This window comes from Variovorax sp. Varisp41, assembly GCF_047325085.1.
Lineage (GTDB): Bacteria > Pseudomonadota > Gammaproteobacteria > Burkholderiales > Burkholderiaceae_C > Variovorax.
Genome location: NZ_CP168540.1, coordinates 3,398,834 through 3,422,351, shown reverse-complemented (window position 1 = coordinate 3,422,351; position 23,518 = coordinate 3,398,834). Strand labels below are relative to the sequence as shown.

21 protein-coding genes are annotated in these 23,518 nt (G+C 70.6%); 7 read left to right on the top strand and 14 right to left on the bottom strand.

Going from position 1 to position 23,518, the window contains the following annotated elements:
• Positions 1-243 precede the first annotated feature (243 nt).
• The 12 genes from ACEN9J_RS15880 to ACEN9J_RS15825 form a co-directional block, all read right to left on the bottom strand.
• Complete coding sequence (locus ACEN9J_RS15880; RefSeq protein ID WP_413761487.1) at positions 244-1,215, bottom strand: NAD(P)H-dependent flavin oxidoreductase; 972 nt, start codon at positions 1,213-1,215, stop codon at positions 244-246.
• Between the two features lie 14 nt (positions 1,216-1,229).
• Positions 1,230-2,162 carry an electron transfer flavoprotein subunit alpha/FixB family protein gene (locus ACEN9J_RS15875; protein WP_413761486.1) on the bottom strand — a complete coding sequence of 311 codons (933 nt, stop codon included), beginning with the start codon at positions 2,160-2,162 and terminating at the stop codon, positions 1,230-1,232.
• A gap of 2 nt (positions 2,163-2,164) precedes the next feature.
• Entirely contained in the window at positions 2,165-2,914 is a 750-nt protein-coding gene (locus tag ACEN9J_RS15870; RefSeq protein WP_413761485.1) for an electron transfer flavoprotein subunit beta/FixA family protein, read from the bottom strand.
• A 29-nt stretch (positions 2,915-2,943) separates the two neighbouring features.
• Positions 2,944-3,954: a Bug family tripartite tricarboxylate transporter substrate binding protein gene (locus ACEN9J_RS15865; RefSeq protein WP_413761484.1), complete on the bottom strand. Its 1,011-nt coding sequence runs from the start codon at positions 3,952-3,954 to the stop codon at positions 2,944-2,946.
• A 76-nt stretch (positions 3,955-4,030) separates the two neighbouring features.
• Positions 4,031-5,989 carry an acyl-CoA synthetase gene (locus tag ACEN9J_RS15860; RefSeq protein WP_413761483.1) on the bottom strand — a complete coding sequence of 653 codons (1,959 nt, stop codon included), beginning with the start codon at positions 5,987-5,989 and terminating at the stop codon, positions 4,031-4,033.
• A gap of 50 nt (positions 5,990-6,039) precedes the next feature.
• Complete coding sequence (locus ACEN9J_RS15855) at positions 6,040-7,038, bottom strand: Bug family tripartite tricarboxylate transporter substrate binding protein (RefSeq protein ID WP_057595483.1); 999 nt, start codon at positions 7,036-7,038, stop codon at positions 6,040-6,042.
• Positions 7,039-7,073: 35 nt separating this feature from the next.
• Positions 7,074-8,282, bottom strand: coding sequence for a CaiB/BaiF CoA transferase family protein (locus ACEN9J_RS15850; RefSeq protein WP_296737903.1), 1,209 nt, complete (start codon positions 8,280-8,282; stop codon positions 7,074-7,076).
• A 73-nt stretch (positions 8,283-8,355) separates the two neighbouring features.
• Positions 8,356-9,165, bottom strand: a complete 810-nt coding sequence (locus ACEN9J_RS15845) for an oxepin-CoA hydrolase, alternative type (RefSeq protein ID WP_296737905.1) — start codon at positions 9,163-9,165, stop codon at positions 8,356-8,358.
• The gene (locus ACEN9J_RS15840) at positions 9,162-10,304 is read right to left on the bottom strand and encodes an acyl-CoA dehydrogenase family protein (protein WP_413761482.1); all 1,143 of its coding nucleotides are present in this window, start codon (positions 10,302-10,304) and stop codon (positions 9,162-9,164) included. The genes ACEN9J_RS15845 and ACEN9J_RS15840 overlap by 4 nt, the downstream gene beginning before the upstream one ends.
• A 12-nt stretch (positions 10,305-10,316) precedes the next feature.
• A complete protein-coding gene (locus ACEN9J_RS15835; RefSeq protein ID WP_413761481.1) occupies positions 10,317-11,525 on the bottom strand; it encodes an acyl-CoA dehydrogenase family protein in 1,209 nt (402 codons plus the stop codon).
• Positions 11,526-11,535: 10 nt separating this feature from the next.
• Positions 11,536-12,726: an acetyl-CoA C-acyltransferase gene (locus ACEN9J_RS15830; RefSeq protein WP_413761480.1), complete on the bottom strand. Its 1,191-nt coding sequence runs from the start codon at positions 12,724-12,726 to the stop codon at positions 11,536-11,538.
• 33 nt (positions 12,727-12,759) lie between these two features.
• Positions 12,760-14,895 (bottom strand): 3-hydroxyacyl-CoA dehydrogenase NAD-binding domain-containing protein, encoded by a 2,136-nt coding sequence (locus ACEN9J_RS15825; RefSeq protein ID WP_413761479.1) that lies wholly within the window; start codon positions 14,893-14,895, stop codon positions 12,760-12,762.
• Between the two features lie 143 nt (positions 14,896-15,038).
• Between ACEN9J_RS15825 and ACEN9J_RS15820 the strand changes: the two genes are divergently transcribed.
• On the top strand, positions 15,039-15,941 hold the full coding sequence (locus tag ACEN9J_RS15820; RefSeq protein ID WP_413761478.1) for a LysR family transcriptional regulator: 903 nt from the start codon (positions 15,039-15,041) through the stop codon (positions 15,939-15,941).
• Here ACEN9J_RS15820 and ACEN9J_RS15815 read toward each other — a convergent pair.
• The gene (locus ACEN9J_RS15815; RefSeq protein ID WP_057595470.1) at positions 15,925-16,653 is read right to left on the bottom strand and encodes a GntR family transcriptional regulator; all 729 of its coding nucleotides are present in this window, start codon (positions 16,651-16,653) and stop codon (positions 15,925-15,927) included. The genes ACEN9J_RS15820 and ACEN9J_RS15815 overlap by 17 nt on opposite strands.
• Before the next feature lie 113 nt (positions 16,654-16,766).
• Here ACEN9J_RS15815 and leuC point away from each other — a divergent pair, with 113 nt between their 5' ends.
• From leuC to ACEN9J_RS15800, 3 genes are read left to right on the top strand one after another with little or no spacing between them, the layout of a single operon-like run.
• Positions 16,767-18,173, top strand: coding sequence for a 3-isopropylmalate dehydratase large subunit (gene leuC / locus ACEN9J_RS15810; protein ID WP_413761477.1), 1,407 nt, complete (start codon positions 16,767-16,769; stop codon positions 18,171-18,173).
• On the top strand, positions 18,170-18,847 hold the full coding sequence (gene leuD, locus ACEN9J_RS15805) for a 3-isopropylmalate dehydratase small subunit (RefSeq protein ID WP_057595466.1): 678 nt from the start codon (positions 18,170-18,172) through the stop codon (positions 18,845-18,847). The genes leuC and leuD overlap by 4 nt, the downstream gene beginning before the upstream one ends.
• Positions 18,844-19,866, top strand: coding sequence for a tripartite tricarboxylate transporter substrate binding protein (locus tag ACEN9J_RS15800; RefSeq protein ID WP_413761476.1), 1,023 nt, complete (start codon positions 18,844-18,846; stop codon positions 19,864-19,866). The genes leuD and ACEN9J_RS15800 overlap by 4 nt, the downstream gene beginning before the upstream one ends.
• Here ACEN9J_RS15800 and ACEN9J_RS15795 read toward each other — a convergent pair whose 3' ends face one another.
• On the bottom strand, positions 19,867-20,640 hold the full coding sequence (locus ACEN9J_RS15795; RefSeq protein ID WP_057595462.1) for an IclR family transcriptional regulator: 774 nt from the start codon (positions 20,638-20,640) through the stop codon (positions 19,867-19,869).
• A gap of 109 nt (positions 20,641-20,749) precedes the next feature.
• On the opposite strand from ACEN9J_RS15795, the gene ACEN9J_RS15790 reads away from it, so the two are divergent.
• Genes ACEN9J_RS15790 through ligK form a run of 3 tightly spaced genes read left to right on the top strand, consistent with a single transcriptional unit; the run spans position 20,750 to position 23,496 of the window.
• Positions 20,750-21,733, top strand: coding sequence for a Bug family tripartite tricarboxylate transporter substrate binding protein (locus tag ACEN9J_RS15790; protein WP_057595460.1), 984 nt, complete (start codon positions 20,750-20,752; stop codon positions 21,731-21,733).
• Between the two features lie 16 nt (positions 21,734-21,749).
• Positions 21,750-22,820, top strand: coding sequence for an amidohydrolase family protein (locus ACEN9J_RS15785; protein WP_413761475.1), 1,071 nt, complete (start codon positions 21,750-21,752; stop codon positions 22,818-22,820).
• The gene (gene ligK, locus ACEN9J_RS15780; protein WP_413761474.1) at positions 22,813-23,496 is read left to right on the top strand and encodes a 4-carboxy-4-hydroxy-2-oxoadipate aldolase/oxaloacetate decarboxylase; all 684 of its coding nucleotides are present in this window, start codon (positions 22,813-22,815) and stop codon (positions 23,494-23,496) included. Before ACEN9J_RS15785 ends, ligK begins: the two co-directional genes overlap by 8 nt.
• The last annotated feature ends 22 nt before the right edge of the window (positions 23,497-23,518 follow it).

Below are 23,518 nucleotides of genomic sequence, written 5' to 3'. Positions count from 1 at the left end.
AGCCTTCGAACATCTCAGTGGATTGGTGTGTTGCGCCTTTCTGCTCCCACGGTTGGGGTAGCGAGTGACAGGGGCATCAACTCTAGGGAAGAAGTGGGCGGGTTGCCGTGCCGCTCGGCACGAAGTCGCGGCAACCGCCAATAAATGCAGCTTCCGCAATGCACGGCGCACGGGCCTCGAAGAGACCGTGGCGTGCAGGTCCCGGTCGGCGTGATCGCCGCCGGGATGCGGGCAGGAAAAGACTCAGTCCATCCAGGACCGCGCCCGGTCCAGATGCTCGCGGCACTCGCGCACCATGCGTTCCAGCAGTTCCGCGCAAGTCGGGATGTCGTCGATCAGCCCGATGCATTGGCCGGCCGAGACCACGCCGTCCTGCACCGCGCCCGACTCCAGCGCCGCGCGGCCGCGCGCGCCTGCCACCAGCGGGCGGATCTCCTCGAACTCGCAGCCGCCCGGACGGTTCTCCGTGGCCACCACCTCTTCGGAGATCGCGTTGCGAAACACGCGCGCGGTGTTGCGCATGGTGCGGAACATCAGCTTGGTGTCGCGCTCGCTCGCATCCACCAGCGCCTGCTTGATGTTGTGGTGGATCGGCGCTTCCTGGGTCACGCAGAAGCGCGTGCCCATGTTCACGCCCTCGGCGCCCAGCGCGAGCGCGGCGGCCATGCCGCGGCCGTCGGCGATGCCGCCCGAGGCAATGATGGGGATGCGCAGCTTGCGCGCCGCGATCGGCAGCAGGATCAGGCCCGGCACGTCGTCCTCGCCCGGATGGCCCGCGCACTCGAAGCCGTCGACCGACACGGCGTCGACGCCATTGCGCTCGGCGGACAGCGCGTGGCGCACCGAGGTGCACTTGTGGACGATCTTCACGTCGTGGCGCTTGAGCGCCTCGATGAAGTCCTTCGGGCTGTTGCCCGCGGTCTCCACGATCTTCACGCCGCTGTCGATGATCGCCTGCACGTACTCGGCATAGGGCGGCGGCTTCACGGCCGGCAGGATGGTGAGGTTCACGCCGAAGGGCTTGTCGGTGAGCGCGCGGGTGCGCTCGACCTCGCGGCGCAGGTCGTCGGGCGTGGGCTGCGTGAGCGCGGTCACGATGCCCAGGCCGCCGGCGTTGGAGACGGCCGCGGCCAGTTCGGCGCGGCCCACCCACTGCATGCCGCCCTGCACGATCGGGTAGCGGATGCCGAGCAGCTCGGTGATGCGGGTCTTCATGCGGGCGCTTCCTCTTACAGCGCCTTCACCAGCTCGGGCACGGCCGTGAACAGGTCGGCCACGAGGCCGTAGTCGGCCACCGAGAAGATCGGCGCTTCCTCGTCCTTGTTGATCGCCACGATCACCTTGGAGTCCTTCATGCCGGCCAGATGCTGGATCGCACCCGAGATGCCCGCGGCGATGTACAGCTGCGGCGCGACGATCTTGCCGGTCTGGCCGACTTGCCAGTCGTTCGGCGCGTAGCCCGCGTCGACGGCGGCGCGGCTGGCGCCGAGGCCCGCGTTGAGCTTGTCGGCCAGCGGGGCCATCACTTCGGTGAACTTCTCGGCGCTGCCCAGCGCGCGGCCGCCCGAGACGATGATCTTGGCGGCCGTCAGTTCGGGGCGTTCGCTCTTCGTGACCTCGCGGCCCACGAAGCTGCTCTTGCCGCTGTCGGCCACGCCTTCGGCGGTTTCGATCGCTGCGCTGCCACCGGTGGCGGCCGCGGCATCGAAGCCGGTGGTGCGAACGGTGATCACCTTGATGGCATCGCTGCTCTGCACGGTGGCGATCGCATTGCCCGCGTAGATCGGACGCTCGAAAGTGTCGGGGCTGTCGACCTTGGTGATGTCGCTGATCTGCGCGACGTCGAGCTTGGCGGCCACGCGCGGCGCGACGTTCTTGCCGTTCGCGGTCGAGGGGAACAGGATGTGGCTGTAGTTGGAAGCGATCGCGAGGACTTGCGCGGCGACGTTTTCAGCCAGGTTCTCGGCGAGGCTCGGGCTGTCGGCCGCGATGACCTTGGTCACGCCAGCGATCTGCGCGGCGGCCTTGGCGGCTTCTGCCGCATTGGCGCCGGCCACGAGCACATGCACTTCGCCGCCGCAGGCGAGAGCCGCGGTGACGGTGTTCAAGGTCGCCGGCTTGATGCTGGCGTGGTCGTGTTCGGCAATGACAAGTGCGCTCATGTTCAGATCACCTTCGCTTCGTTCTTCAGTTTGTCGACCAGCGTTGCAACATCGGGCACCTTGATGCCGGCGCCGCGCTTCGGCGGTTCCGAGACCTTCAGCGTCTTCAGCCGCGGCTTGACGTCCACGCCCAGGTCCTCGGGCTTGAAGGTGTCGAGCTGCTTCTTCTTGGCCTTCATGATGTTGGGCAGCGTGACGTAGCGCGGCTCGTTGAGGCGCAGGTCGGTCGTGATGACGGCCGGCAGCGTGAGCGAGACGGTCTCGAGGCCGCCATCGACTTCACGCTTGACGTTGGCCTTGTCACCGGCGACTTCGACCTTGCTCGCGAAGGTGGCTTGCGGCAGGTCCGCCAAGGCAGCCAGCATCTGTCCGGTCTGGTTGGCATCGTCGTCGATGGCCTGCTTGCCGAGGATGATCAGCTGCGGCTGTTCCTTGTCGACCAGCGCCTTGAGCAGCTTGGCCACGGCCAGCGGCTGCAGCTCTTCCGAGGTCTCGACCAGGATGCCGCGATCGGCGCCGATGGCCATCGCGGTGCGCAGGGTTTCCTGCGACTTGGCGTCGCCGCACGAGACGGCGATGACCTCGGTCACCACGCCCTTCTCCTTCAGGCGCACGGCCTCTTCGACGGCGATCTCGTCGAAGGGGTTCATGCTCATCTTGACGTTGGCGATGTCCACGCCCGTGCCGTCGCTCTTGACGCGCACCTTCACGTTGTAGTCGACGACCCGTTTGACGGGCACGAGAATCTTCATGGCTGGTCCTTCAATGAAAACGGAGGGGTTCACTCGAGCTTCGCGCCCGACTGCTTGATGAGGCGCTCCCAGATCGGCCGCTCGGCCTTCCAGGCGGCGGCGAAGAGTTCGGGCGAGCTGTCCTTGATCTCGAAGCCCATGGCCGCGATGCGCTCGCGCACGTCGGGCTGCTGCGTGGCCTTGCGCACTTCCTCGGCGATGCGGTCCACGATGGGCTTGGGCGTCTTGGCGGGCACGGCGATGGCGAGCCAGCCGGTGACACGGTAGGCCTCGTCCTTGAGGCCCTGCTCGGCCAGGGTGGGCACGTTGGGCAGCGTGCTCATGCGGCGTTCGCCGCTCACGCCGATGGCGCGGATCTTCCCGGAGTCGATGTGCGGCTTGGCGACCAGCGCGCTGGCATAGGCCATCTGGATCTGGCCGCCGATCAGGTCCTGCATCATCGGCGCCTCGCCCTTGTAGGCGACGTGGCTCATGTCGGATTGCGTGGCAAGGCTCATGTGCGCGCCGGCCAGGTGCGGATAGGCGCCGATGCCGTACGAGCCATAGGCGACCTTGCCCTTGTTGACGACGACGTACTTCAGCAACTCGGGCCCGGTCTTGGCGGGCACGCTGGGATGCACCACCAGCACCAGCGGCGCGGCCGCGATCTGGTAGACCAGCGTGAGATCGCGCGCCGTGTCGTAGGGCAGCTTCTCGTAGAGGAATTCGTTGGTCATCAGCGAATTGCTCAGCCCCAGCACGATGGTGTAGCCGTCGGGCGCCGACTTGGCGACCGCGTCGGTGCCGATGATGCCGGCCGCGCCGGGCTTGTTGTCGACGACGATGGGCTGGCCCAGGCCGGCCGCCATCTTCTGGCCCAGCACGCGCGCGAGCACGTCGGTGGCGCCGCCGGCCTGGAAGGGCACGACCATGCGGATCGGCTTGTTCGGATAGGGGGCCTGGGCCTGGGCCGGTGCGTGGGCCAGCGCGAGCAGCGCGGCGGCGGTTGCGGTGGTGGCGCGCAGCAGCGCGCGACGGGTCGAGTGTCGGGTGATGGTCATGGTGTCCCTGATGGTTCTTGGGGTCGGAGAAACGAAAGGCGGCGGGCCGTGCGCTGCGGCCCACCGTGCGGCGGCTTCAGGCCGTCGCCACGCGGGTCTTGAAAGGCAGCGGCTCGAGCGCCTGCTGCAGCCGCTCGGCGAGCGCCGCGGCCTGCGCGCCGGCGGCGGAGTCGATCGTCACGCGCACCAGGCTCTCGCCCTCGTGCGTCACGCTCGGGCGCGCTGCTTCGGGCAGGCCGAGTTCGGTGCACAGCTCGGCCACGGTGGCGGCCACCACGCGGCTCGCGGCCATGGCGCGCAGCTCGGGCTTGTAGATCTTGCCGACGTTGGTCATCGGCAGCGCATCGACCAGCGCCACCCACTTGGGCTTGGCCGGTGCCTCGTCGACGCGCGCGGCGGTGAAGGCCAGCAGTTCCTCCTCGGTGGCCACGCCGCCGGGCACCAGCGTCGCGAACACCACGGGCAGTTCGCCCGCGTAGGCATCGGGCGCGCCGACCGCGGCGCAGACCTGCACCGCCGGGTGGGCGCTCAGTGCGTCCTCGATCACCTTGGGATCGATGTTGTGGCCGCTGCGTATGATCAGGTCCTTCGAGCGGCCCGTGAGGTTGAGCCGCTCCTCGCTGTCGATCCAGCCGAGGTCGCCGGTCGCGAGCCAGCCGTCGGCTGTGAAGGCCTTGGCGTTGTCGGCCGGATCGACGAAGCCCGAGAACACGTTGGGCGACTTGAACAGCACCATGCCGGTCTCGCCGCGCGCCACCTCGCGATCGCTCGCGTTGCCGTGCTCGTCGAGCGCCACCACGCGCATCTGCATGTAGGGCAGCCGAAAGCCGACGCAGCCCGCGGGACCGTCGACGCCGGGCGGCGTGATGGTCGAGATGCCGGCCATCTCGGTCATGCCCAGGCTTTCGTGCACGTGCAGGCCGAACAGGCGCTCGAAGCGCGCCGCGAGTTCGGGCGAGAGCACGGCTGCGCCGGTGCGGCAGTAGGTGATCGAGGAGATGTCGGCGCCGTCGAGCGGCACGTTGGCCAGCGCCGCGAGCACCGTGGGCACGGCCGACAGCGAGGTCGGGCGGTACTTGGCGACCAGCTTCCAGTAGTTGGCCAGCACCTGCTTGTTGCGCAGCAGCGAGGGCGTGGGAATCACCACCTCCACGCCGGCCGACAGCGAAGCCAGCGAGGCCGGCAGCACGCCCGCGACGTGGAACAGCGGATAGCCGTTGATCGAGATGCCGTGCTCGTTCATGCCCGCGACCTGCACGCTGGCCCAGGCGGTGAACACCTGCGCGCCGTGGCTGTGGCGCGCGAGCTTGGGCGCGCCGGTGGTGCCGCCGGTGTGGAAGTAGGCGGCGATGTCGCTCGAGGCGATGTCGCGGCCGCTCACGAGGCGGTCATCGGGTTGCGCGGTGCGCAGCGCCTCGAAGTCGGCCACGCCCTCGGGCAGCGCACCCGCCGCGCCCGGTGCCTCGTCGTGCGGCGCCACGCGCAGCAGGGTGGTCAGGCCCGGCACCTGGCCGCGCAGCCGCAGCGCCTTCGACCACATGCCCGACTCGGCGTCCGAGCCATAGGCGATCAGCACCTTGGCGCGGGCCGCGGTCATCAGCGCGACCAGCTTCTCGTCGGTCAACAGCGGATTGAGCGGCTGCACGATGCCGGCCGCCTCGCCGCCCCAGAGCGCGAGGTGGTATTCGAGGCAGCCGGGCAGCAGCACCGCCACCGCGTCGTTCGGGCCCACGCCCAGGCCATGCAGCAGGTTCGCGGTCTGGTGGATGCGCGCGAGCAGCTCGGCATACGACCAGCGGATCGGCGCATCGTCCGGGTTGCCGGTGCGCAGGAAGGTCAGCGCGGTCTTGTCGCCGAAGGCATGGCCCGCGTTGCGGAAGATCTCGTAGGTGCTGCGCACCGTGAGCGCCTGCGCGAGCGGCGTCTGCTCGAGCGCCTGGATGTCGGCGAGGCTGCGCACGGGGCGCGCGGGCCGGAACGGCGCGCCCACGGGCGTCGCGTAGTCGTTGTCGTGCCGGTCGTTCCTGTCGGTCATGGCCTGTCTCCTTGTTCCCTTGAAATCGTCGCCGTGTCGGCCCGGCTGTTTTACTGGTTCGTGATGTGGTTGTCGCGGATGACCTTGCCCCAGCGCTCGAAGTCCTGGCGCATGCGCTCGGCGGTCTGGTCGGCGGTACGGTAGGCCGCGAACGAGCCCACGCCCTGCAGTTTGTCCTGCACTTCCTTGTCGGCCAGCGCCTTCTTGAGTTCGGCGCTCATGCGCTCGACCACGTCCTTGGGCGTGCCGGCCGGTGCCAGCAGGCCGCCCCACGAGGTGGCGTCGAAGCCCGGGAAGCCCTGTTCGGCCACCGTCTTCACGTCGGGCAGGAGGCTCACGCGCTGGCCCGAGCCGACCGCGATGGCGCGCAGCTTGCCCGCGCGGATGTGCGGGATCACGGCCACCAGGTCCGAGAACATCGCGGGCACCTGGCCGCCGATCAGGTCGGTCACGGCCGGCGCGCTGCCGCGGTAGGGCACGTGCTGCATCTCGAACTTTCCGATGTTCTTGAGCTGCTCGGTCGTCAGGTGGCCGAAGCTGCCGGCGCCCGCGGTCGTGTAGTTGAGCTTGCCGTTCTCGGCCTTGGCCTTGGCGATCAGGCCCTGCAGGCCGGTCACCTCGGGCAGCGCCTTGGGATTGACCACCAGCACGATCGGCAGGTCGTAGACGCTGCCCACGGGCGTGAAGTTCTTGAAGATGTCGTAGCCGGTCGGGCCGTAGAGGTGCGAGGCCAGCAGCGTGGGCGTGGCCAGCATCACGAAGGTGTAGCCGTCGGCCGGCGCGCGCGCGGCGGCGGCCGCGCCCACGGTGCCCGAGGCGCCACTGCGGTTGTCGATCACGATGTTCTGGCCGAGCGCGGCCGACATCTTCTGCGCCACGATGCGCGAGGCCACGTCGGTGGGACCGCCGGGCGGGAAGGGCACGATCAGCGTGATCGGCTTGGCCGGCCAGGCCTGCGCGAAGGCGGCACCGGCGGCGAGGGGAAGGGCGAGCGCGAGGAGTGCACGGCGAAGGGGACTGCGGAGGGTACGGAGAGAGAGGGAGGCCATGGACTTCTGCTTCAGGGGAACACGAGATGGCGCCGTCAGACGACGCCGCTGCTTTTCAGCGCTGCCAGCTTTTCATCCGACAGGCCGAGCAAGGACTGGAGCACGTCGTGCGTGCCTTCGCCCAGGGTGGGCGGCGCGCTGCGCACCGGCAGGCGCTCGCCATCGAAACGGTAAGGAGGCGCGAGCACGTCGACCGTGCCCGCGACCGGATGCGGCTGGCGCGTGACCAGGCCGGCGTCGGTGGCGCGCTTCGATTGCAGCGCTTCGAGCAGGCCCAGCACCTCGCCGCAGGGAATGCCGGCGGCACTCAGCTTTTCGAGCAGCGCGGCGCGCGGGCGCTTCGCGAGTTCGGCATGCAGTTGCGGCAGCAGCACCGCGCGGTTGGCCGAACGCAGGATGTTGGTCTTGAAGCGCTCGTCGGCCGCGAGGTCGGGCCGCTCGATCACCTCGGTGCAGAAGCGCGCGAACTGCGCGTTGTTGCCCACGGTGATGACCAGCGGGCCGTCGGCCGCGTCGAACACGCCGTAGGGCACGATCGAGGGATGCGAGTTGCCGTAGCGCGGCGGGTCCTCGCCCAGCAGCAGCGCCTCGAGGCCGTAGTAGGCGGTGATCATCAGGCCGCAGTCGAACAGCGCCATCTCCACGTGCCGGCCCTTGCCGGTCTTCTCGCGCTGGTAGAGCGCGGCGAGGATGGCCTGCGCCGAGTACATGCCGGTGAACAGGTCGACGGCCGCCACGCCGAACTTCAGCGGCGGCTGGCTGGCCTCGCCATTGAGCGCCATCAGGCCGGCCTCGCCCTGCACCACGAGGTCGTAGCCGGGGCGCGCGGCCTCGGGGCCGGTGCGGTCGTAGCCCGAGATCGAGCAGTAGACGAGGCGCGGGTTCTCCTTGCTCAGCTGCTCGTAGCCCAGGCCCAGCTTGTCGATGCCGCCGAACTTGAAGTTCTGGATCAGCACGTCGCACTGCTTCGCGAGATCGCGCGCGAGCTGCTGGCCCTCGGGCGTCTGCAGGTCGAGCGTGACCGAGCGCTTGTTGCGGTTCACGCTGTTGAAGTAGGCGGTCTCGGTCTTGCCCACGCGCAGGCCCCAGTCGCGCGTGTCGTCGCCGCGGCCCGGATGCTCGACCTTGATGACCTCGGCGCCCATGTCGGCCAGCACCATGCCGCACCAGGGGCCGGCGAGGATGCGGGAGAGGTCGAGGACGCGCACGCCGGCGAGCGGCAGCGAGGAATTCAGCGAGGGCATGGTGGCTCCGGAAAGACGTGAGACCTCGGCGCGGGTCCGCGCGAGGCCGGGGAAGAAGCGGTGGCGGCCAGCGTCAGGACTTGTCCTGCCGCCGCAGCGCGGCGAAGTCGGCCTTGCGCTTGCCGAGGAAGGCACCAATGCCTTCGGCGGCTTCGGCATCGGCCTGCGACTCCACCATGTAGACGGCCTCGGCCTCGAGTTGTTCCTCGAGCGTGGCGCGGTGCGCCTGGCGGCACAGCGACTTGATGCGCGCGCTCGCGCGCTGCGGGCCGTTCGCGACCTTGGCCGCGAGCGCGATCGCCTCGGCCAGTGCCGCGCCCTTGTCGGTCAGGCGGTTGACCGCGCCCAGCGCATGCAGGCGCTCGGCCGGCAGGCGGTCGCCGGTCAGGCACAGCTCGGTCAGCAGCTGGCGCGAGACGAACTCGGACAGGAAGGCGGTGGCGCCGCCATCGGGCGTGAGGCCGACCTTGACGTAGGCCACGGTGTAGAAGGCATCGCGCGCCGACACGAGCATGTCGCAGGCCAGCGCCATCGACAGGCCCGCGCCCGCGGCGCCGCCCTCGACGGCCGCGATCACGGGCTTGCCGCAGTCGCGCAGCGCGCGGATCAGGTTGTTCAGGCCTTCGAGTTTTTCCCGGCGTTCCGATGCGGGCAGCTCGCGGCGCTTGGCCAGCAGGTTGAGGTCGCCGCCCGAGCAGAAGAAATCGCCGGCGCCGGTGAAGACGATGGCACCGACCTCGGGGTCGTCCTGCGCATCGGCCAGCGCGGCCGCGAGTTCGGCATACAGCGTGGGCGTGATCGCGTTGCGCGCGGCCGGGTTGCTGTTGGTCAGGATGCGGACGGCACCCTCTTGCGAGATCAAAACGGTCTTGTTGTCGCTCATGCCGCAAGCTCCTTGCCGAGCGCGATGTAGCGCTGCAGATGGTGGTCCTCGTCGCCCAGTTGGTGGTCGATCATCACGAGGCGCTTGGCATAGTGGGGCAGAGGCAGCTCCCAGGTCATGCCGATGCCGCCGTGCATCTGGATGCTTTCCTCGGCCACCAGCGCGCCGATGCGGCCGATGCTGAACTTGGCCGCCGACAGCGCGCGCTCGCGCGCGAGGCGGTCGCTGCCGTCGATGGCGGCCGCGGCATTGATGACCGCCGAGCGCGCCTGCTCGATCTCGAGCAGCAGGTCGGCCATGCGGTGCTGCAGCGCCTGGAAGCTGCCGATCAGCGTGCCGAACTGCTTGCGCGTGCGCAGGTAGTCGAGCGTGGCGGTCTTGGCCGCTTCCATCGCGCCCACGGCCTCGGCGCACAGCGCGAGCACGCCGCGGCCGATGGCGCGCTCGAGCGTCGCGGCGCCCTGGCCCTCGGCGCCCAGCAGCGCATCGGCGGACAGCTTCAGGCCGTCGAACGAGAGTTCGGCGACACGGCCGCCGTCGATCGACGGACAGCCGCGCACCGTGAGGCCTGCGGTCTTCGCGGGCACGAGGAACAGCGAGATGCCGGCTTCGTCGTCCACGTTGCCCGAGGTGCGGGCCGAGACCAGGAACAGGTCGGCCTGCTCGCCCTGCGGCACCACGGCCTTGGCGCCGTTGAGCACCCAGCCGTCGCCACTGCGCTCGGCCTTCGTCCGCACGCGCGTGCGTTCGTAATGCGTGTCGGCCTCGTCGTGCGCGAAGGCCGCGACGGTCACGCCGTTGATGATGTCGACGAGCTTCTCTTTCTGCGCATCCGTGCCGGCCGCGCCGAGCGCCTCGCCGACCATCACCGCGCCCAGCAGCGGCTCGACCACCAGGCCGCGGCCCAGGGCCTCGAAGACCACGGCGATGTCGAAGCCGCCGCCGCCGAAGCCGCCATCGGCCTCGCCGAACAGCGCGCCGATCACGCCGAGTTCGGCGAACTGCTGGAAGATCTCCTTGCTGAAACCGTGTTCCGACTTCGCGATGCGGTCGCGCGCATCGAAGGCGTACTGCTCGCTGATGAAGCGGTTCAGGCTGTCGGCGAGCATGCGCCGGTCTTCGCTGTGTTCGAAGTTCATTGCATCTCTCCTTTACAGGCCCAGGATCATCTTGCTGATGATGTTCTTCTGGATCTCGTTCGAGCCGCCGAAGATCGACAGCTTGCGGTTGTTGAAGTAGCGCGAGGCGGCGGCCGAGGCGTAGGCCGGGCCGAAGGTCTCGCCGGTGAAGCCGTCCTTCAGCGCCTCGGCGATGAAGGGGCGGCCGTACACGCCCATCGCGCGGCGGGCCAGCGACGAGATTTCCTGGCGGATCTCGGTGCCGCGAATCTTCAGCATCGAGCTTTCGGCGCCCGGCACGCCGCCGCCGGCCACCGCCGCGATCACGCGCAGGTTGGTGGTCTTCATGTTCTCCAGGTCGATCTCGACGCGCGCCATGCGTGCGGCGAAGGCCGGGTCGTCGGCCAGCGGCTTGCCGTTCTTGGTCTGCGTGGCCGCGATGCCCTTCAACTGTTCGAGCGCGGCCACCGAGAAGCCCACGCCTGCGATGTTGGTGCGCTCGTAGGTCAGCAGGTACTTGGCGCAGGTCCAGCCCTTGTTCTCCTCGCCCACGAGGTTTTCGGCGGGCACGCGCACGTCGGAGAAGAACACCTCGTTCACTTCATGCTCGCCGTCGAGCGTGATGATCGGGCGCACTTCGACGCCGGGCGACTCCATGTCGATCAGCAGGAAGCTGATGCCCTCCTGCTTCTTCGCCTCGCGGTTGGTGCGCACCAGGCAGAAGATCATGTTGGCGTGCTGGCCCAGCGTGGTCCAGGTCTTCTGGCCGTTCACGATGAAGTGGTCGCCCTGCGCGTCGATGCCGCGCACGGCGGTGGTCTTCACCGCGGCCAGGTCGGAGCCCGCGCCGGGTTCCGAGTAGCCCTGGCACCACCAGTCGGCCCCGTTCAGGATGCGCGGCAGCCAGTAGCTCTTCTGCGCCTCGTTGCCGTACTTGATGAGCACCGGGCCGAGCATGTTCACGCCGAAGGGCACGATGCGCGGCGCGAAGGCCAGCGCGCATTCGTTCTCGAAGATGAACTTCTCCACCGCCGTCCAGCCCGGTCCGCCGTACTGCTCGGGCCAGTGGTTGGCGAGCCAGCCGCGCTCGTTGAGGATGGCGTGCCATTCCTGCATGTCGGCCTTCTCGAGGATCTTGCCGCCGCGCACCTTGTCCGACAGCCGCGCGGGCAGCTTGTCGGCCAGGAAGGCGCGCACCTCGCCGCGGAAGGCTTCTTCTTCAGGAGTGAAGTTCAGGTCCATCGCGCGCTCCTCAATAGATTTCGAACAGGCCCGCGGCGCCCATGCCGCCGGCGATGCACATCGTGACCACGGCGTACTTGGCGCCGCGGCGCTTGCCTTCGATGAGCACATGGCCCGCGAGGCGCGCGCCGGTCATGCCGAAGGGGTGGCCGATCGAGATCGCGCCGCCGTCGACGTTGAGGCGTTCCGAGGGAATGCCCAGCCGGTCCTGGCAGTAGATCGACTGCGAGGCGAAGGCTTCGTTGAGTTCCCACAGGTCGATGTCATCGACCTTGAGGCCGTGGCGCGCGAGCAGCTTGGGCACGGCGAACACCGGGCCGATGCCCATCTCGTCGGGCTCGCAGCCCGCGACCGCGAGGCCGCGGAAGGCGCCCAGGGGCTTGATGTTGGCGCGTTCGGCGTCCTTGGCTTCCATCAGCACGCAGGCCGAGGCGCCGTCGGAGAGCTGCGAGGCATTGCCCGCGGTGATGAACTTGTCGTCGCCCATCACGGGCTTGAGCTTGGCCAGCGCCTCGTAGGTGGTGCCGCGGCGGTTGCAGTTGTCCTCTGTGGCCGTGACCTCGCGGTGCGTGACCACCTTGGTCTCCTTGTCGGTCACCGCCATGGTGGTGGTGCAGGCGACGATCTCGTCCTTGTAGCGGCCGGCGAGCTGTGCTTCCTCGGTGCGGCGCTGGCTCTCGGCCGAGAAGCGGTCCTGCGCCTCGCGGCTGATGTTGTAGCGCTGGGCCACGATGTCGGCGGTCTCGATCATCGCCATGTAGAGCGCGGGCTTGTGCTCGACGATCCACGGGTCCATGCCGTTGTCGCCGCTGTCGGTGGCGCTGCGGCTGCGGATCTGCGAGATGCTTTCCACGCCGCCCGCGATCATGGCCGGCGCGCCGTCCACCACGATGCGGCCCGCGGCCATCGCGATCGCCTGCAGGCCCGAGGCGCAGAAGCGGTTGACGGTGGTGCCGGCGATCGAGATCGGCAGGCCCGCGCGCACGATGGCCTGGCGCGCGATGTTGCGACCGGTGGTGCCCTCGGGATAGCCGCAGCCGAGGATGGCGTCCTCGATCAAGGCCGGGTCGAGGCCCGAGCGCTCGACCGCGGCCTTGACCGCGAAGGCCGCCAGCGTGGGGCCGGGGGTGATGTTGAATTCGCCGCGGTGCGCCTTGGTGAGCGGGGTGCGGGCGGTGGAAACGATGACGGCTTCACGCATGGGGATGTCTCCTGGACGGCTGGCTCTGTGTGATTACTCGGATTGGTTGAGGCTCGCGAAGTCGGCGCCGCGCTCGACCAGCTGCACCAGCAGCGGCGACGGCTTCCAGAAGATCGGGTCTTCCTTCGCGAACTCCTGGATGTCGGCCAGCACCTTGGGCAGGCCCACCATGTCGGCGTACTTCATCGGGCCGCCGCGGTGGCGCGGGAAGCCGTAGCCGTAGAGGAAGGTCACGTCGACGTCGAGCGGGCGCAGCGCGATGCGCTGCAGCACGACGTTGGCGCCCTCGTTGATCATCGCGGCCATGTAGCGGCGCATGATTTCCTCCTCGGTGAAGGCGCGCGGCTTGACGCCCGCGCGTTCGCGCTCGGCATCGATGATCGCGAGCACCTCGGGGTCGGGCTGGCCGGTGCGCGCGCCTTCGGGATAGAGGTAGTAGCCGCGCTGCGTCTTCTGGCCGAACCAGCCGCGCTCGCAGATGCGGTCGGCCACCTGCACGTAGCGCGCCTTCGGGTCGCGCGTGGCGGCCTTGCGCTTGCGCGTGGCCCAGCCGATGTCGCCGCCCGCGAGGTCCGAGACCTGGAACGGGCCCATCGGGTAGCCGAAGTTGCGCACGGCGGCGTCGATCTCGTAGGGCGAGGCGCCGTCCTCCATCATGTGGTCGGCCGCCTGGCGGTACACGGCCAGGATGCGGTTGCCGATGAAGCCGTCGCACACGCCCGCGCGCACCGGCACCTTCTTGAGCTTTTTCGCGAGCTCGAAGCCGGTGGCGACCACGTCGGCGCGCACCTTGGCGGGCACCACGATCTCGAGCAGCTTCATGATGTTGGCCGGCGAGAAGAAGTGCAGGCCCACCACGTCCTGCGGCCGCGAGATGCTGGCGGCGATCTCGTCGATGTCGAGGTAGGAGGTGTTGGTGGCCAGCACCGCGCCCTGCTTGCAGACGCGGTCGAGCTCGGCGAACACGGCCTTCTTCACGCCCATGTCCTCGAACACGGCCTCGACCACGATGTCGACGCCGGCGAGCGCGTCGTACGAGGTCGAGCCCGAGAAGCGCGCCATCACGGCGGCCTTGGCCTCGGGCGTGATGCGGCCCTTGGCGATCAGGCCGTCGTAGACCTTCTCGACGTTGGCGCGGCCGCGCGCGAGCTGGGTGTCGTCGCGCTCGATCATGGTCACGGGCAGGCCGGCGTCGAGCATCGCCACCGCGATGCCCGCGCCCATGGTGCCGCCGCCGACGATGCCGGCCGATTCCAGCGGCCGCGGGCTGGCGGAGCGGGTCTCGGGTGCCTTGAGCACTTCGCGCTCGGCGAAGAAGGCGTGGATCAGGCCGGCGCGCTGCGGGCTGTCGATGCACTGCAGGAACAGCTTGCGCTCGAGCGCCATGCCTTCGTCGAAGGGCAGCGTGAGCGCGCCCTCGACCGCCTCGACGATCTTCATCGGCGAGAACAGGCCGCGGCTCTTCTTGGCGGTGTCGGCGCGCGCGGCCTCGAGGGCGGCAAGGCTGGCTTCCTGGTCGGCCAGCGCGCCGGACTCGCGCGTGCGGCGCACCGGGGCGTTGGCGGCGATCAGTTCCCTGGCATACGCCAGGCCTTCGGCGCGCGCGTCGGCGTCGCTGCCGAGGCGGTCGACCAGGCCCAGTGACAGCGCTTCCTTCGCGAGCGCGTGGCGGCCGCTGAGCATCAGTTCGATGGCGGGCTTCACGCCGATCAGGCGCGGCGTGCGCTGCGTGCCGCCCGAGCCGGGCAACAGGCCCAGCGCGACTTCGGGCAGGCCCAGCTTGGCGGTGGGCGAGGCCAGGCGGTAGTGGGCCGACAGCGCCACCTCGAGGCCGCCGCCGAGCGCGGCGCCATGGATGGCGGCGATCACGGGCTTGCTGCAGTTCTCGATCTTCAGGCAGGCCTCGGGCAGCGAGGGCGGCTGCGGCGCCTGGCCGAACTCGCGGATGTCGGCGCCGGCGATGAAGTTGCGGCCCGCGCCGACGATCAGCACGGCCTTGGCCGCGGCGTCGGCCTCGGCCGCGTCGATGGCGGCCACCAGGCCGCGGCGCACGTCCACGCCCAGGGCGTTGACGGGCGGGTTGTCGATGGTCACGACGAAGACGTCGCCCTGGCGCTCGAAGGCGACGGGACCGGAGGACGTGGAGGGGCTGGAGGTCGGGGTGGCCATGTGCGTGTCGCTTGTCTCGGTGACGCGCCGGAGCGGCGCGAGGCTCTGGAGGGGTGAACCCCGCATTCTTTGCACCCATCCCCGTTTTGACAATTGCATAGCCGGTTGACAGACTGTCAAAGGATTTTTGACAAAATCCGGTCATGGACCTCCAATCGCTGACCCTGCTGGTCGAAATCATCGATGCCGGCAACCTGAGCGCGGCCGCGCGCCGGCTCAAGATGACCCGGGCCAACGTCAGCTACCACCTGAACCAGCTCGAGCGCTCGGTCGGCGCGCTGCTGGTGCGGCGCACCACCCGGCGCGCCGAGCCCACCGAGATCGGCCTGCGCCTGTACCAGCACGGCACCGCGATCCAGGGCGAGCTGCGCGCGGCGCGCGAATCGGTCACCACGCTGGGCGAGGGGCTGCAGGGCCAGGTGCGGCTGAGCGTGCCCAGCGGCTACGGGCAGCTGGTCATGGCCGACTGGCTGATCGACTTCAAGCGCCGCTACCCGGGCATCGTGCTCGACGTGGTGTTCGAGAACCGCATCGAGGACCTGCTGCGCGACGAGGTCGACATCGCGATCCGCGTGATCCCCGAGCCGCCGCAGAACCTGGTGGCGCGCGCGATGGGCCCGGTGCGCTACGTGGCCTGCGCCTCGCGCGACTACGCGGCGCGGCATCCGCTGCCCGAGCAGCTCGACGGGCTGCATGGCGCGCCGGTGGTCACGGCGGCGGTCATCGGGCGGCAGCTGCGGGTGTCGGCCTACCAGGGCGAGATCCGGCGCGAGGTGGTGCTCGAGCCGACCCTGATCTCGGAGAACTTCCTGTTCCTGCGCCAGGCCATCCTCGCGGGCCTGGGCATCGGGCTGGTGCCCGACTACGTGGTGGCCGAGGACGTGCGCCGCGGCGAGGTGCTGACCACGCTCGACGACTGGCGGCTGTCGATCTTCGGCACCCAGATGTTCATGCTCTACATGCCGAACCGCCAGCACACGCGCGCGATCCGTACCTTCATCGACTACACGCTGGAGCGCGTGCGCGAGGTCAGCCCCGGATCGTGACGTGCGAGTGGAAGCGGTCCGACGGGCCGCGCAGGCGCTGGAACTCGAAGGGCCGGTCGGCCTCGTCGTGGCCGATGCGCAGCACGTCGACCAGCGCCGAGGCCATCGGCACGCCGAGCAGCGCGGCCAGCGGCGCGTCGGCCAGCGTGGCGCGCGTGAGCATCTCGATGCGGCCGTAGCGGATGCCCTGGCCCTGCAGCAGCTCGGTCAACGACAGCCGCGAGAAATCGGCCCGCGCGAAGCGCCGGCCCACGTCCTCGACGAGATGGACGATGCTGTGCAGGATCGGCAGCCGCCCGGTGCTGCGCAGCCGCACCACCTGGAGCACCGGCGTGCCTTCCTCCAGCCGCAGCGCGGTGGCCACATCGGCGGGCGCGGGCACGAAGCCGAACTCCTTCACCGACGGCTTGCTGCGCGAGCGGCGCTCGGCCATGGTCGCGAGGAAGGACTCCATCGGCATCGGCAGCGGCGCCGAGCGCAACGGCGCCGACACGTAGGTGCCGCGGCCGCGCTGGCGCTTGAGCAGGCCGCGTTCCTCCAGCGACTGCAACGCGCGCCGCACCGTGACGCGAGAGACGCCGTACTTCTCGCGCAGCTCCTCCTCGGTGGGGAGCTGGTCGCCGTCGCGCAGCCGCCCGCTGGCGACCATGTCCTCGATCAGGGTCGAGATCTGGTGATGCAGTGCCACGCCGGGCTGCCTGTTGAGGTCCATGTCCAAATCTTAGCGGTCGATGACGGGGCGGACCGGGGCGTTGGCTAAAAGTATTGATGTCAATACAATAGGACCAACAACGCTCCACGACGGCTCACGCCGACCGACCCCGCATGCCCGGCCGCACGCTCTTCGAGAAGATATGGGACGCCCACGTGGTGTCCGACCTGGGCGGCGGCTTCTCGCTGCTGCACGTCGACCGCCACCTGGTCAGCGATCCCGGCAGCAAGGCGCTCGCGGCGCTGCGCCGGCGCGGGCTGCCGGTGCGCCATCCCGAGCTGACCTTCGCGATGCCCGACCACACGGTGTCGACCGCGCCGGGCCGCGAGGGCCACACGCCGAACGCCATCCGCTACCTGGCCGATCTGCGCCACGAGACCCGGCTGCAGGGCATCCGCCTGTTCGACGTCGGCCAGCCGGGGCAGGGCATCGTGCACGTGGTCGGGCCCGAGCTCGGACTCACGCTGCCGGGCGCCTCGGTGGTCTGCAGCGACAGCCACACCTGCACCCACGGCGCGCTCGGCGCGCTGGCCTTCGGCATCGGCGCCACCGAGTTCCAGCACGTGGCCGCGACCCAGACCATCGTGCTGCAGCGTCCGCGCCAGATGCGCATCCGCTTCGAGGGCACGCTGCCCGCGGGCACCGGCGCGAAGGACCTGATCCTGCATGCCATCGGCCGGCTCGGCGCCACCGGGGCCTCGGGCTGCGCGGTCGAGTACGCGGGCGCGGCCATCGACGCGCTCGACATCGAGGCGCGCATGACGGTGTGCAACCTGTCGGTGGAGATGGGCGGGCGCTTCGGCATCGTCGCGCCCGACGCGCGCACGCTGGCCTACGTGCGCGGCCGGCCGTTCGCGCCCGGCGGCGCGCAGTGGGACCAGGCCGCGGCGCACTGGGCCACCCTGCGCAGCGACGACGACGCGGTGTTCGACCGCGAGGTGAGCATCGACGTCTCGGAGGTCGTGCCGCAGGTCACCTGGGGCACGAGCCCGCAGGACACCATCGGCATCGACGCGCGCATTCCCGACCCGGCGGCCGCCGGCGATCCGGCGCAGCGCGCCGCGCGGCAGGCCGCGCTCGACTACATGGGCCTGCGCGCCGGCGACGCGATCGCGGGCACGCCGGTGGACTGGGTGTTCATCGGCTCGTGCACCAACGCACGCATCTCCGACCTGCGGCTCGCGGCCGAGACCGTGCGCGGCCGGCGCGTGGCGAGCGGCGTGCGCGCCTGGATCGTGCCGGGCTCGGAGCTGGTCAAGCGCGAGGCCGAGGCCGAAGGGCTGGCGCAGGTGTTCCTCGACGCCGGCTTCGAATGGCGCGAGTCGGGCTGCTCGCTGTGCGTGGCGGCCAACGGCGAGGCCGTGCCGCCGGGCCTGCGCGTGGTGTCGACCTCGAACCGCAACTTCGTCGGCCGCCAGGGGCCGGGCGCGCGCACCCATCTCGCGAGCCCGCAGCTCGCGGCCGCCTCCGCCATCGCGGGCTGCCTGGTCGACCCGCGCGCCATGGAGGCCCGGCCATGAGCCCGTTCGGCGTGCTCACGGCCACCGCCGCGCCGCTCGTGCGCGACAACATCGACACCGACCTGATCGTGCGCGTCGAGCCGCTGTTCGGCGGCGTGCCGCGCGAGGAGCTCGGCCCCCATGCGCTGGCCGCGCTGCGCTTTCGCGCCGACGGCAGCGAGGACCCGGCCTGCGTGCTGAACCAGCCGCGCTACCGCGGCGCGGGCATCCTGCTGGCGGGCGACAACTTCGGCTGCGGCAGTTCGCGCGAAGGCGCGGTGTGGGCGCTGATGGCGCTGGGCATCCGCTGCATCGTCGCGCCGAGCTTCGGCGACATCTTCCAGGGCAACTGCTTCCAGAACGGCCTGCTGCCGGTGCGCCTGCCGCGCGCGCAGGTGGAGGTGCTCGCGCGCGCCGTGGCCGAGGGCGCCGATGCCGTGCTCACGGTCGACCTGCAGGCCTGCACCGTGCGGCGCGAGGGCCTGCCGACGCTGCCCTTCGCCCTGCCGCCGCGGCGCCGCGAGGGGCTGCTGCGCGGCCTCGACGACCTCGAGCTCACGCTCGCGCGCAGCACCGAGATCGACGCCTTCCAGCGCCGCGACCGGGCGCTGCATCCCTGGCTGCACCTCGACGGCGCCCGGCGCCCGAGCCTTGCCGCCGACCCCGCCCCCCATACCGATAAGGAGACACCATGACACCCGAACAACCCCCGCGCCTGCCACCGGCAGCCGCCACCCGCCGCGGCCTGCTGCGCGCCGGCGCCGCCCTCGCCGCGAGCGGCGCGCTGCCGCTGCGCGCGCTGGCGCAGGAGCCCGCTTCCGCCTTCCCCTCGCATCCCGTGCGGATGGTGATCCCGCTGCCGCCGGGCGGTGCCACCGACGTCATCGGCCGCCTGCTCGGGCAGAAGCTCGGCGAGCTCTGGCGACAGAGCGTGATCGTCGACAACAAGCCCGGCGCCGGCACCATCGTCGGCACCCAGGCCATCGCGCGGGCGCCGGCCGACGGCTACACCTTCGGCATCGTCATCAGCGCCTTCACCATCAATCCCTCGCTGCGAAACGACCTGCCGTACGACGCCACGAAGGACTTCACGCCGCTGAGCCTGCTGGGCTTCCCGGTGATCGCGCTGGTCGCCATTCCCTCGTTCCCCGCCAACGACGTGGCCGGGCTGATCGCGAAGGCGCGCGCCAGGCCGGGCTCGGTCAGCTATGCCTCGCTGGGCATCGGCACCGCCACCCACCTGGCGGGCGAGATGATGAACGTGCGCGCCGAGACCGGCATGGTCCACATCCCCTACAACGGCAGCGCGCCCGCGTACAACGACCTGCTCAGCGGCCGCGTGCAGGTGGGCTTCGTGCTGCTCGACTCGGCGCTGCCGCACGTGAAGGCCGGCAAGCTCAAGGTGCTGGCCGTGACCAATGCGAAGCGCAGCCGCATCTATCCCGACTACCCGACCGTCGGCGAGACCATCCCCGGCTATTCGCTCGAGAGCCTGTTCGGCTTCGTCGCGCCGCGCGGCCTCCCCGCACCGATCGCGGCCAAGCTGTCGGGCGACCTCGTCAAGGTGATCCAGCTGCCCGAGGTGCGCCAGCGCCTGGCCGAGCTCAGCGTCGAGCCCGTGGGTTCGAGCGCGTCCGAGTTCGAGGCGACGATCCGCAGCGAGATCGTGAAGTGGGCGCCGGTGGTGAAGGCCGCGGGCGTGAAGGTCGACTAGTTAAGGGTGCCACTGGCTGCGCGCACGGCCTTCGAGCGGCTCGTAGCGCGTGGCCGCGAGCGCATCCGACAACCTGCGTGCCGCCTCCATCAGCGTGGCCGCATGGCGCGCGAGCTCGCCGGCCGCGGCCGCATCGGCCGGCACCGCCACGCTGAGCGCGCCCAGCACCGTGCCGCGCGCGGCGAACACCGGCGCGGCCACGCTCGCGGCGGCCGCGTCGGCTTCGCCCACGGTCAGGTGATGGCCACGCTGGCGGATCGCGTCGAGCGCGGCGCCCGGTGCGCCCGAGAACGCGAGGATCACCTGGCCGGCCGCGCCGCGCTCGAGCGGCAGCGGCTCGCCGACGCGGCTCGGGCTCACGAAGCCGTCGGCGCCGCGCACGCGCAGCAGGCGCACGCGCTGGCCTTCCTCGAGCGCGAAGAAGGAAGCGCTGTGGCCGGTCCGCTCGGCCAGTTGCTGCAGGGCCGGCTCGATCACGTTGCGCAGGTCGAAGGCGCGCTGGTAGCGCGCGCCCAGCCGCGCGGCCGCCGGGCCCAGGCGCCAGGCACCGCCCTCGAGCGCCACGAGGTAGCCGGCCGTGGCCAGCGTGCGCGCGAGCCGCAGCGCGGTGGGCTTGGCGAGCGCGGTGCGGCGCGCGATCTCGGCCAGCGCGAGCTGCGCGTCGGCGGTGCCGAAGGCATCGAGGATGGCGAGCGAACGCGCCACCGCGGTCACGCCCTCGGCGCGCGGCACGGGCTTGGCGGTGCGGGTGGGAGCGCGTGCGGAGGAGGCCATCGTTTCGCGGAGTGGAACGGCATTGTGCGGCCGCGTTGCGAATCCTAGGCTCGCGGCTTTCCCGGGGCACTGGGCCCCATCGCTTCGAACATCCGCAGGAGACCCGCTCATGACACCCATCGCCCCGCTGCGCCGCCGCCTTGGCGCGCTCTTCCTGGCCTGCCTCGCCGCGCCCTCGCTGGCGCTCGCGCAGGCGCCGTATCCGAGCAAGCCGATCCGCCTGGTCGTGCCCTTCGCGGCCGGCGGCGCGGTCGACACCGTGGGCCGCGTGGTCGGCGAGCGGCTGTCGACGCAGATGGGCCAGCCGGTGATCGTCGACAACCGGCCCGGCGCCAACGCCAACATCGGCACCGAGAACGTCGCGCGCTCGGCGCCCGACGGCTACTCGCTGCTGGTGGCGGCCAACGGCGTGGTGACCAACAACACGCTCTATCCCAAGCTGTCGTTCAACGGCCTGCGCGACTTCGTCGCCGTGGCGCGCCTGGGCTATGCGCCGCTGGTGCTGGTGGTGCCGGCCAGCGCGCCCTACAAGAGCGTGCCCGAGCTGCTCGCGGCCGCGCGCGCCAAGCCCGGCGACATGAGCTACGGCTCGGCCGGCAACGGCAGCTCGGGCCACCTGGCCGGCGCGCTGCTGGCCTCGGTCGGCAAGTTCGATGCGCTGCACGTGGCCTACAAGGGCGGCTCGCCCGCGCTGGTCGACCTGATCGCCGGGCGCACCTCGTTCATGCTGCTGAACCCGCTCGAGGTGCTGCCGCACATCCAGTCGGGCCGGTTGCGCGCGCTGGCGGTCAGCGGCGCCCAGCGCGCGCCGATGCTGCCGAACGTGCCCACCATGGCCGAGGCCGGCCTGCCGAACTTCGACGCCAGCGTCTGGTGGACGCTGCTCGCGCCGGCCGGCACCGCGCCCGAGGTGGTCGCGAAGCTCAATGCCGAAACGCGCAAGGCGCTGGCCGATGCCGGCACGCGCGAGAAGCTGGGCGCGCTCGGCGCCGTCATCACGCCCTCGAGCCCGCAGGAGGCCGCGGCCTTCCTCAAGAGCGAATCGGCCAAGTGGGAGCAGGTGATCCGCGCGGCCGACATCAAGGCCGACTGAGCACGGCGTCGACCTCATGATCATCGACTGCCACGGCCACTACACCACCGCGCCGGCCGCGCTCGAGGCCTGGCGCCGGCGCCAGGTCGAGGCCTTCGGCGCGGGGCGGCCCGCGCCGGCCGCGTCCGAGCTGCGCATCGGCGACGACGAGCTGCGCGAATCCATCGAGGGCAACCAGCTGCGGCTGATGGACGAGCGCGGCATCGACCTCACCGTCTTCAGCCCGCGCGCGAGCTTCATGGCGCACCACGTCGGCGACTTCGCGGTGTCGTCCGCATGGGCCGCGATCTGCAACGAGCTGTGCCACCGCGTGAGCACGCTGTTCCCCGAGCGCTTCGCGGGCGCGGCGATGCTGCCGCAGTCGCCGGGCGTGCCGGTCGCCTCGTGCGTCGCCGAGCTCGAGCGCTGCGTGCGCGACTACGGCTTCGTCGGCGTCAACCTCAACCCCGATCCCTCGGGCGGCTTCTGGAACAGCCCGCCGCTGACCGACCGCCACTGGTATCCGCTCTACGAGAAGATGGTCGAGCTCGACGTGCCGGCCATGATCCACGTGAGCACCAGCTGCAACGCCTGCTTCCACACCACGGGCGCGCACTACCTCAATGCCGACACCACGGCCGTGATGCAGTGCATCGAGGGCGACCTGTTCGCGGATTTCCCGACCCTGCGCTTCGTGATCCCGCACGGCGGCGGTGCCGCGCCCTACCACTGGGGGCGCTTTCGCGGCCTGGCGCAGGCGATGAAGAAGCCGCCGCTCGCGCAGCACCTGCTGCAGAACCTGTTCTTCGACACCTGCGTCTACCACCAGCCGGGCATCGACCTGCTCGCGCGCGTGATCCCGGTCGAGAACATCCTGTTCGCCTCCGAGATGATCGGCGCCGTGCGCGGCATCGATCCCGAGACCGGCCACGCCTACGACGACACGCGGCGCTACATCGAGGCCGCCGCGTTGAGCGCCGGCGAGCGCGCGCAGGTCTACGAAGGCAATGCGCGCCGCGTCTTTCCGCGGCTCGATGCGCAGCTGAACGCGCGCGGCCGGCTGTTCGATCCCCAATCTCATTCCTCGCAAGGAGCCCGCCATGCATGAACTCGGCGTCGTCCATCGCCACATCGAACGCGCCGACGCGAAGGTCGTCGACGCCCTCGCGGCCCTGGGCTCGGCCACGGTGCACGAGGCCATGGGCCGGGTCGGCCTGCTCGCGCCGTACATGCGGCCGATCTATCCGGGGGCGCAGGTCAGCGGCAGTGCCGTCACCGTGCTGCTGCATCCGGGCGACAACTGGATGCTGCACGTCGCGGCCGAGCAGATCCGCCCCGGCGACATCGTGGTGGCGGCCGTCACCGCGCCGAGCAGCGACGGCTTCTTCGGCGACCTGCTGGCCACCAGCTTCCAGGCCCGCGGCGCGCGCGCGCTGGTGATCGACGGCGGCGTGCGCGACGTGCGCACCTTGCAGCAGATGGACTTTCCGGTCTGGAGCAAGGCCATCAGCAGCAAGGGCTGCGTGAAGGCCACGCTGGGCTCGGTCAACATCCCCGTGGTCTGCGCCGGCATGTCGGTGCAGCCCGGCGATGCGATCGTGGCCGACGACGACGGCGTGGTCTGCGTGCCGCGCGCGATGGCCGCGGCCACGCTCGAGAAGGCGCGCCAGCGCGAGGCGCTGGAGACGTCGAAGCGCGAGAAGCTCGCGAGCGGCGTGCTCGGGCTCGACATGTACGACATGCGGCCGGCGCTGGCGGCGGCGGGGCTGCGCTACATCGACTGAAAGGGCGCGGCGGGCAATGCCC